This window comes from Mesorhizobium sp. M2A.F.Ca.ET.067.02.1.1, from assembly GCF_004023285.1.
GTDB lineage: Bacteria > Pseudomonadota > Alphaproteobacteria > Rhizobiales > Rhizobiaceae > Mesorhizobium.
Genome location: NZ_RZSB01000167.1, coordinates 1 through 9,410 on the forward strand (window position 1 = coordinate 1; position 9,410 = coordinate 9,410).

Sequence of the window (9,410 nt, forward strand, 5' to 3'; positions counted from 1 at the left end):
GAAGCTGATGGAGGCGGCGCTGTTCCTCGACCAGCCGATCGGGTTGCGGCTGTGAGCGATCCCCGCCTCGACCTCAGCTTCGACGGAGCGGTCGCGCGAGTGACCATCCGCCGGCCTGAGAAGCTCAACGCCCTCGATGCCGCGATGGTCGATGCGCTCGTGCCGTTGTGCAGGGCGGTGGAGCGTTCCGCGGCGAAGGTGCTGATCCTGACCGGCGAGGGCGAGAAGTCGTTCTGCGCGGGCGGCGACGTCGCCGCCTGGAGCGCGCTCGATCCGGCGGAGTTCGCGCGCCATTGGATCCGCGACGGCCATGCCGGCTTCGACGCTCTCGCCAGGCTTTCGCAACCGGTCATTGCCGTCCTCAACGGCCATTGCCTTGGCGGAGGCCTGGAGCTTGCGGCCTGCGCCGACTATCGGATCGCCGAGGCCCACGCCCGCATCGGTCTGCCTGAAACCGGCCTTGGGATCACACCGGGCTGGTCGGGCACCCAGCGCACGGCTCGCCGTTTCGGCACCCAGTTGATCCGCCGCATGTCGCTCTTCGGCGAGGTCTATTCCGCCGACGAGGCCTTGAGATTGTCGCTTGTCGACAAGGTCGTCGGCAAGGGTGACGGCCTCGCGGCGGCCGAACAACTTGCCGCTATCGTCGCAGGCCGGTCCGCTACCGCCACGGAGCTCGCCAAGATGCTAATCAACGCTGCCGAAGGCGAGGAACGGGAGCGTGTCCTGGATGCGTTTGCCGGACGTATCGCCGCCGGCAGCGACGACCTACGGGCGGGCCTGGCTGCCTTCCGGGAAAAGGGCCTCCGGTCGAGAGATTGATCTCGAGCCCGATCTGAACGCAGTAGAAATCTGTTTCGCAGGGCGGCGGTTGACCACTCAACAGCCCTCGAACGTGGCATATCCGTACGGTTGCGAGCGATGCCCCGCTGTCCAGCTTCTGTCTTCAACAAACGGATCGGAAACGCTCCACGCAAGTGTCCAGCACGTCCCCGGGTTCACGCTTCCACCAGTTCTGCGCCGAGAACACCTCCACCTCGCACGGCCCGTCGTAGCCGGCCGCTTCCACCGCCGCGCGGATCGCCTTCAGGTCGGCCACGCCCTCTCCCATCATGCCGCGGTCGAGCAGCACGTCGCGTGTCTGAGCCAGCCAATCGCACAGGTGATAGCCAAAAATGCGTTTCGGCCCGGCCCGCAGCAATTCGCCGGCGAGCGCGCGATCCCACCAGACGTGGTAGACGTCGACCGCGACGCCAACGTTGGGCGCATCAATGGCAAGGCAAAGATCGACCGCGTCGCGCATCGTCACCAGGCAGGAGCGGTCGCCACCATAAACCGGATGCAGCGGCTCCAGAGCCAGGCGAACGTTGCTGGCCGCCGCGTAGGCTGCAGCTTCGGCGACACGGTCAGCGACCAGCTTGAGGCTTTCGCCGATGCCTTTCGTTCCCGGCTCGACCCCACCGCAAACGATGGTCAGAACAGGCGCGCCGAGACCGGCGGCCATGTCGATCGCGGCGCGGAAATCGTCCATGATCGCCGCGCGGCCGGGCAGCGCAAGCGGGCCGGTGAGGTAAGGCGCGCGGCACAGTCCGACGACACTCAGGCCGGCCGCGCGAACCCGCTCGCCGATCTCGACGGCGCGGTCGCCGATTTCGCGACGCCAGAAGACAATGCCGGGTATGCCGCGCTCAGCGCAGGCATCAAGCACACGCTCGATAGGCCAGCCCGCGCCGTGCCCGTCCAGATTATGGCCGAGCGTCGCCGTATTGAGCGCCAGCGCGGAATGGTTCGCCGTGAAGTCGCGCATGTTTCCGGTCAGAGCCCATAAAGGGCAAGCAGCTTGCGCATGCGTGCGGCCGCCAGCTCGGGATCCGCCAGGAGGCCGCAGCCGTCGGCCAGCTTGAACACTTCCACGAAATAGGGCAGCGGCCGCATCGACTGGGCGCCCCCGAGCATGACGAAATGATCCTGGAACCCGTTCAGCCAGGCGAGGAACACGACCCCCGTCTTGTAGTATTGGGTGGGCGCTCGAAAGATCAGGCGCGCGAGCGGCACGGTAGGATCCAGCGCGGCGTGGAACCCCTGGCTATCGCCCCGGCCGAGCCGATCGATGGCGTAGGCGGCGGCCGGCGCCAAGGGATCGAAGATACCAAGCAGAGCGTGCGAGAACCCCTGTTCGTCACCCGCGATCAGCTCCGGATAATTGAAGTCGTCGCCGGTATACATCTTCACGCCGGCGGGCAGACGGCGGCGCATCGCGATCTCCTTCTCCTTGTCGAGGAGGGAAATCTTGATGCCGTCGACCCTAGCGGTGTTGTTTCCGATGATCGCCAAGACCGTCTCGAGCGCGTCCTCGAAGCGGGCGGCTCCCCAATAACCCTTGAGGGCCGGATCGAACATCTCTCCCAGCCAGTGCAGGATCACCGGCCTGTCGCAGCGCGCGAGCACATCGCCATAGATCGAAACATAATCCTCGGGCGAACGCGCCACGGCCGCCAATGCCCGGCTGGCCATGACGATCAATCTGCCGCCGACCTTCTGGATGGCCTCGAGCTGCTCGAAATAGGCTCGGCGAACATCGTCGAGCGTGCGTGCATCGGCCGGTCCGAGCTGATCGGTGCCGGCGCCGTTGAAGACGAGCGCGTCGGGCAGCTCGCTCCTGGTCCTGCGGATCAGCTCCAAGGCCGAAGGCCAATCGAGGCCCATGCCACGCTGCGCGGTGTCCATCGCCTCGGCGATGCCGAGGCCGAGGCCGTGAAGATGGCACCTGAATGCCATCGTGGCCTTCCAGTCGATGGCGGCGGGACCGCCGGGATCGTTGAAGCTGAAAGGATCCGCCACAACATGGGCCGCCGACAGCACGGTACGTGGCGCATCAGAGGGCAATCGCGCGGCCGGAATCGTCTTGCCTTGAAGCCGGTAGTCGGAAAGTCTGCCCGTGTTATCCGGCAGTTGGATGATCATGGCGTTCTCCCTGACGATACGCCGCAGTCAGAACCGCGGCACCAGCATGCCCGCGTCGACGGCAATGACATGGCCGGTCGTATAGGGCAGCTCGCCCGTGGCGAGCGTCGCCATGACGCGACCGACATCTTCCGGCTTGCCGAGGCGGCGGATCAATGTCAGCCCCTCCTCGTCGATGCGGCGCTGATAAGTCTCGCTGACCGCCTTGGTCATGGCCGTTTCGATCAGGCCAGGCCTGATGTCGAAGACAGCGATGTTCTCGCGACCAAGGCGGACGGCGAAGACCTGGCTGACCATCGCGGACCCGGCCTTGGACACGCAATATTCGGCGCGCGGCTCCGCCACCGCCGTGGCATTGGAGGAAGAGACGTTGATCAGGCTGTAGAAGCGGCCGTCATCGCGCTCGCGGGCAAGCAGCCGCCTGGCCCAACGCTGCGACAGGAAGAACTGCGCCTTGGTGTTGATTGCCTGGCAGCGGTCGTAGCTCTCCTCCGTCACGTCGAGCGGGTCGCCGCGAGAAATGACCGACACGCCGGCATTGTTGATCAGCGTCGACAGGGGACCGATGGCGGCCTCGGCGGCTTCGAGCATGCTTTCGTGGCCGCCGAGATCGGCAACGTCGCCCGCGACACGCGCGACCGGGCGGCCGAGCGCAGCGACGGCGGCTTCGGCGGCTTTCAATTCCTCGTCATCGGACGGACCGTTGAGCGCCACGCCGAATCCGCGCCGGGCGAGCTCCAATGCCGTCGCAAGCCCGATGCCGCGGCTCGATCCCGTGACGAAGGCTGCATGACGCGATCCGGCACTCACGCCCGGGCTCCATGCTTGAGGAGCTCGCGGGCGATGATCATGCGCTGGATCTGGTTGGTGCCTTCATAGATCTGGGTGATCTTGGCATCCCGATAGAGGCGCTCGACCTCGAAGCCGCGTATGTAGCCGGAGCCGCCGAAGACCTGCACGGCATCGGCGGTGCGCGCCACGGCTATGTCTCCCGCGAAACATTTTGCGATCGAGCAGGCCTTGGTTGCATTCTCCCCCGCATCGATCTTCTCGGCGGCGCTGCGCACGAGCAGACGGGCCGCCTCGATGTCCTTCGCCATGTCGGCAAGCAGCCACTGCACGCCCTGGAAATCGGCAATCGGCTTGCCGAACTGACGCCGCTGCTGGGCATAGTCGACCGCTGCCTCGAGCCCGGCCTGCGCTATGCCGACGGCCAGCGAGGCGATGCCGACACGCCCCTTGTCCAGCACGCTCATCATCATGTGGAAACCGCGACCTTCTTCGCCCAGCAGCGCTTCGGGACCCAGGACGACATCGTTGAAATTGAGCGCGCCGACCTGGCTGGCCCGCTGACCCATCTTATGTTCCTTCGGACCGCGCTCTATTCCCTTGGCGTGCAGGTCGACGATGAAGATCGACATGCCGCGATGGCCCGCATCCTTGTCGGTGCGCGCCAGCACGAAACCGACGTCGGCGACCGGCGCGTTGTGGATCCAGATCTTGCCGCCGTTCAGCCGCCATCCGTCCCCGTCGCGCGTCGCGGTGGTGCGTATCCCGGAAACATCGGTCCCGGCTTCAGGCTCGGTGATGCAGTAGGCAGCCTTCTTCTCGGCGCGCATGGCCGGACCCAGCCACTGCTGCCGCTGCGCCTCGCTGCCATGCTGGACAAGCAAGGTGCTGATCAGCTCGACGAGGCCGCATTGATCGGCGACGGACGCATAGCCGCGCGACAGCTCTTCCATCACCAGCGCATAGGTAAGCGTGTCGAAGCCGGGACCGCCCATGGCCTCCGGAACGCCGATACCGAAGAGACCGAGCTCGCCCATCTGCTCATATATCTCGCCAGGAAAGCGCTCATCCCGATCAAGCGCCTCGGCAACTGGACGAATGACATCCTCGGCAAACTGGCGCGCCATCTCGCGCACCTGCTGCTGCGTTTCGCTCAGCGGCACGGCCGACCTCCCTATGTAACTATCTAGTTACTCCTACGCTGGAATCGTCGGCGGCGTCAAGCGGCGGACTTCGCATCGCCATGCGTTGCCGTTACAAGTGCTTGCGGCTTCGGTCGAACTTAACTAGAAATAACCAGATGGTTACTAATGGAGGATATCATGAATCCATCTGACAAGCGCGTATTCGGCCGGTCCGGCCTCAACGTCACGGCCTTCGCGTTCGGAACCGCTCCCATCGGCAATTTCCTTCATCCCATAGACGAGCAGACTGCGGATGCCATGATTCAGACCGCATGGGACGCGGGCATACGCTTCTACGACACGGCGCCGATGTACGGCCACGGCCTCTCGGAACTGCGGGCCGGGCATTCGCTGCGCTGGAAGAAGCGCCACGAGTTCGTCCTCGCCAGCAAGGTGGGCCGGGTGCTGAAGCCCGCGAAGCGCTCCGAGATCGACTTCGCGCCGTGGTCAAACGCCGCGCCGAACACCATGAATTTCGATTACTCCTACGACGGCACAATGCGGTCGTTCGAGGATTCGCTGCAGCGCCTGGCGCTTGAACACATCGACATGCTGTTCATCCATGACATCGATCGGTTCACCCGTGGCGACGAGCAGCCGGAAGTTTTCCGGCAGGCGATGAATGGCTGCTGGCGGGCATTGGAGAAACTGCGCTCCGAAGGCGTCGTGAAGGCGATCGGCGTTGGGGTCAACGAATGGCAGGTTTGCCACGAGGCGCTGAAGCAGCGCGACTTCGACTGCTTCCTGCTGGCGGGCCGCTATACGCTGCTCGAACAGGAAGCCCTCGACGAGTTCCTGCCGCTTTGCGTCGAGCGCGGCGCGGCGGTGCTGGTCGGCGGGGGCTTCAATTCCGGCATCCTGGCCACGGGCGCCGTTCCCGGCGCCAAGTACAATTATTCACCGGCGCCAAAGCCCGTCATGGAGAAAGTGGCGAAGATCGAGGAGGTCTGCCGCGCGCATGGCGTGCCGCTGCCGGCCGCCGCCTTGCAGTTCGTGGTGGCGCATCCGGCCATCCCGTCCTTCTGCGCCGGCACTCGCACCGTCCAGCAACTCGAGCAGAACCTTGCCTGGTTCAGTTACCCGATCCCCGGCGAGTTCTGGCAAGACCTGAAGAAGAACGGGCTGTTGCGGGAAGACGCGCCGGTGCCGGCATGAGTGTCGACGTCCGAGGGAAACCGCTCACAGGCCTCGGGTTGAGCTACGAGGGCGTGGAGATCGGCGACCATTTCGAAACGCCTTCCACAGAAGTGACCGCGGCCATCATAGAAGCGTTCGCGGAAATGACCGGTGACCGGTTCGAAATCCATATGAGCGACGAGGCGGCACATCGGCACGGCTTCCCGGCGCGTGTAGCGCATGGTCTGCTTGTGCTGTCCCTTGTCGATGGTCTGAAGAACAATGCCGTCGCCCGGTTCCGAGCCGTGGCCTCGCTCGGCTGGAGCTGGAGGTTTTCAGCCCCGGTGCTCGCCGGCGACATCATCAAAGCCGAGGTGACGGTCGCGGAAAAGCGGGCCACTCGCAATCCGGCCCGCGCGATTGTTCGTCTGCGGTTCGTCGTTTGCAATCAGTGGGGACGGACCGTACAGGAAGGCGAGAACGAGTTGATGATTTATCGACGTGACATGGCTTGAGAGAATTCGCTCCTGCCTCCATAGAGGCAAAGCACGCGATCTGTTTTCAGGCAACGACGGAGCTTGACTCTACGCCTGAGATGAGGCGCAAGGCTGACATTCCTTGCGCATGACTTTCGAATATCGCCTAAGATTGAAGATGCTCACTCCGCCAGTCCCAAGATGATGACGGTTTCAATCTCCGATACGCTGCCTCCGCGTAGCGAACCCTGAGGCTCGATCACCGCGCCATCCGAGATACAGTGGCAAGGGACGCACAGGTTCTATTGGGGAACCGAACCTATCCATTTCTGTTGGTAGCAACTGCGGCTGACCTTCCCTACGCATCTGAAAGCAAACGAGGATTTTTTTCACTTAGATTCCGCCTCTGGCACCAGCGACTTAAGGTTGTGCGTATCTGCACCTAAACCTTTGTTTTTCAATGCGATGTTCTTTCGTTACTATCTTCAACAGCCTAACCGCAACATTCGGCTCCGTTAGCCGGAACCGAACTGGCGCTTGAGGCGCGTGAGGTCGCGACGGCATTCTGGCCACGCCCACCTTGCCAATGAAAACACCTGACTCTTTCCGGCTGGCTGTTGCGCAGAAAGAGGCAACCAGTGGCTGCCCTTCGCGTTGGTCATCATATTCAGCCGGGAACATTCGATGCCGCTCACCGCTTTTGCCTTGAATTGCACACTCAAGATTCCTCGGGACGATGACGAGTCCTCGACCGATCGAATGCTTGCCGAGTTGACCAACGCTTTGGCGGCACATGACGTCGGATGCGAAACGGCACGTGCGCTCGCCCACAATATCAAGCCCGGCGTGCTCTCCGACCTGGGCGAAGCCGACGACTGGCCGAAGCTGCGGGAAAAGATCCTGGCCGCCGACATCTTCATCCTTGGCCTGCCAATCTGGATGGGGCAGCCGTCGTCCGTTGCCAAGCGCGTGATGGAGCGGATGGACGCATTCCTGTCCGAGACCGACGACAGCGGACGCATGCCGGCGGCAGGCAAGGTCGCGTTGGTGGCGATCGTCGGCAATGAGGATGGCGCCCATCACTGCCATGCCGAGTGCTATCAGGCGCTCAACGATGTCGGCTTCACCGTTCCCGCCAATGGCGGCGTTTACTGGGTTGGAGAAGCGATGGGCGACGTCAACTTCGTCGATCTTCCCGGGACACCGGAGAAAGTCGTCAGCATGATCAAGATGGCGGCTTCCAATGCCGCTCATCTGGCCGGGCTCTTCAAGACCAAAAACTATGCCGGCGTGCCTGCCGGCGAGTGACATCGTACTCTTATCGCCCGGCCAGGACATCGGCATTTCCGCCGATGCCCGCACCGGCAAAGGAAGAATGGCGCTTGGACCGAAGGTGCGGGACAACGCCTATAGCGCCAACTGCCGGGGGCGTCGCCTATGTTGCCTCTCCAGGCGCTAATGCCGACCAAGTCCGCGTGCCGAGGATCATCTTCGGGAGCTGGACGCACGGCTGAGCGCCTTGCCCGTCCGAAGGAGTAGCAGGACTGTTAGACGAGCAGTTGCTCGATCCTGATCGGCAGGTCGCGGATACGCTTGCCGGTGGCGTGATAGACCGCGCTGGCGACGGCAGCGGCCGTGCCGACATTGCCGAGCTCGCCGAGGCCTTTCACGCCGGCGGGATTGACCGCATGGTCGACCTCCGGCACCAGGATCACCTGCAGGTCCTTGATGTCGGCATTGACGGGCACAAGGTAGTCTTGCAGGTCGCGATTCACATAGCGCGCGTAGCGCCTGTCGACCTCGGTCGCCTCATGCAACGCCTGACCGATGCCCCAGATCATGCCGCCCATCAACTGGCTGCGCGCCGTGCGGGTGTTCATGATGCGGCCGGCGGCAAAGGCGTCGACGATGCGCGGCACGCGGACTTCCCTGGTATAGCGGTTGATGCGGACTTCGACGAACTCGGCGCCGAAGGCGTATTTCACCGAATCCTCGTCCTGCTCGCCGCCATGGAACTCCGGCTTTCCGGCATAGAGCTTCTTCAGCGCCTCCGGCGTCGCGCCCTTGGGGGCGAACTCGGCATATTCCTCGATCGCGCCGACCTGCATGGCTTTCAGGACATCCCCGACCTTGGCCGAGGCGCCGCTCTTCGCCACGATCTTGCCGTCGGCAAGCTCGAATTTCTCATTATGGGAGCTGGCCAGCGGACCGCCTTCCGCGGTCGCTGCGGCGTAGAGCTTGGTGCGGATAGCGTCGCAGGCCATGAGCACCGCCGAGCAAACACTTGCCGTGGAGATCGACCCGCCCGAGACCGGAGCCGGAGGCAGGCTGCTGTCGCCCATTTCGACGCTGATCCTATCGATGCTCACGCCGAGACGCTCCGACGCCATCTGGCCGGCCACCGTGCGAACGCCTGTGCCGATCTCGTGCGAACCGCATTGCAGCCGCACATCGCCGTCGACCGTCAGGCGCACGCGCGCCGCGCATGGCGCGACGGCAGTGGGGTAAATCGCCGTTGCGCAACCCATGCCGACCAGCCAGTCCCCGTCGCGCATCGCGCCGACCTTCGGATCGCGCTTGGCCCAGCCGAAGGCCTCCGCAGCCTGGTCGTAGCACTGGATCAGCGAACGGCTGGAGAACGGCTTCTTGCCAATCGGCTCCGCCTTCGGTTCATTGATCCGACGGAATTGGACCGGATCCATGCCAAGCGCCACTGCCATCTCGTCCATAGCGTTTTCAAGCGCGTAAACATAAGGCGTCTCAGGCGGTGAGCGCATGTAGCCCGGCGTGTTGCGGTCCGCCTGCACCAGCGAGACATGGGTCAGCACCGAGCCGTAGCCGTACATGCGGCCGGTGGCCGACGTGCCGCCGACGACATAGG

At 63.9% G+C, this 9,410-nt stretch carries 9 protein-coding genes; 4 read left to right on the plus strand and 5 right to left on the minus strand.

Features of this window, described 5'->3' with window-relative positions; translation table 11 throughout:
* Positions 1-51 precede the first annotated feature (51 nt).
* Positions 52-822 (plus strand): enoyl-CoA hydratase/isomerase family protein, encoded by a 771-nt coding sequence (locus tag EOA28_RS14110; RefSeq protein WP_127250853.1) that lies wholly within the window; start codon positions 52-54, stop codon positions 820-822.
* A gap of 124 nt (positions 823-946) precedes the next feature.
* On the opposite strand, the gene EOA28_RS14115 is transcribed toward EOA28_RS14110, so the two are convergent.
* The 4 genes from EOA28_RS14115 to EOA28_RS14130 are packed head-to-tail and all read right to left on the minus strand — an operon-like array spanning position 947 to position 4,916.
* Positions 947-1,807: a sugar phosphate isomerase/epimerase family protein gene (locus tag EOA28_RS14115; RefSeq protein WP_127250852.1), complete on the minus strand. Its 861-nt coding sequence runs from the start codon at positions 1,805-1,807 to the stop codon at positions 947-949.
* 8 nt (positions 1,808-1,815) lie between these two features.
* Positions 1,816-2,964 (minus strand): dihydrodipicolinate synthase family protein, encoded by a 1,149-nt coding sequence (locus EOA28_RS14120; RefSeq protein WP_126079148.1) that lies wholly within the window; start codon positions 2,962-2,964, stop codon positions 1,816-1,818.
* A 27-nt stretch (positions 2,965-2,991) separates the two neighbouring features.
* Positions 2,992-3,774, minus strand: a complete 783-nt coding sequence (locus tag EOA28_RS14125) for a 3-ketoacyl-ACP reductase (protein ID WP_127250851.1) — start codon at positions 3,772-3,774, stop codon at positions 2,992-2,994.
* Positions 3,771-4,916, minus strand: coding sequence for an acyl-CoA dehydrogenase family protein (locus tag EOA28_RS14130; protein WP_127250850.1), 1,146 nt, complete (start codon positions 4,914-4,916; stop codon positions 3,771-3,773). The genes EOA28_RS14125 and EOA28_RS14130 overlap by 4 nt, the downstream gene beginning before the upstream one ends.
* 159 nt (positions 4,917-5,075) lie before the next feature.
* Here EOA28_RS14130 and EOA28_RS14135 point away from each other — a divergent pair, with 159 nt between their 5' ends.
* The 3 genes from EOA28_RS14135 to EOA28_RS14145 all read left to right on the plus strand — a co-directional run bounded on the left by EOA28_RS14135 (position 5,076) and on the right by EOA28_RS14145 (position 7,837).
* On the plus strand, positions 5,076-6,092 hold the full coding sequence (locus tag EOA28_RS14135) for an aldo/keto reductase (RefSeq protein WP_128314974.1): 1,017 nt from the start codon (positions 5,076-5,078) through the stop codon (positions 6,090-6,092).
* Positions 6,089-6,568, plus strand: coding sequence for a MaoC family dehydratase (locus EOA28_RS14140; RefSeq protein ID WP_127250848.1), 480 nt, complete (start codon positions 6,089-6,091; stop codon positions 6,566-6,568). The genes EOA28_RS14135 and EOA28_RS14140 overlap by 4 nt, the downstream gene beginning before the upstream one ends.
* A gap of 645 nt (positions 6,569-7,213) precedes the next feature.
* Entirely contained in the window at positions 7,214-7,837 is a 624-nt protein-coding gene (locus EOA28_RS14145) for an NAD(P)H-dependent oxidoreductase (protein ID WP_127250847.1), read from the plus strand.
* Between the two features lie 239 nt (positions 7,838-8,076).
* On the opposite strand, the gene EOA28_RS14150 is transcribed toward EOA28_RS14145, so the two are convergent.
* Positions 8,077-9,410: molybdopterin cofactor-binding domain-containing protein (locus EOA28_RS14150; protein ID WP_148670716.1), on the minus strand; the 1,334-nt coding region annotated here is incomplete at its 5' end.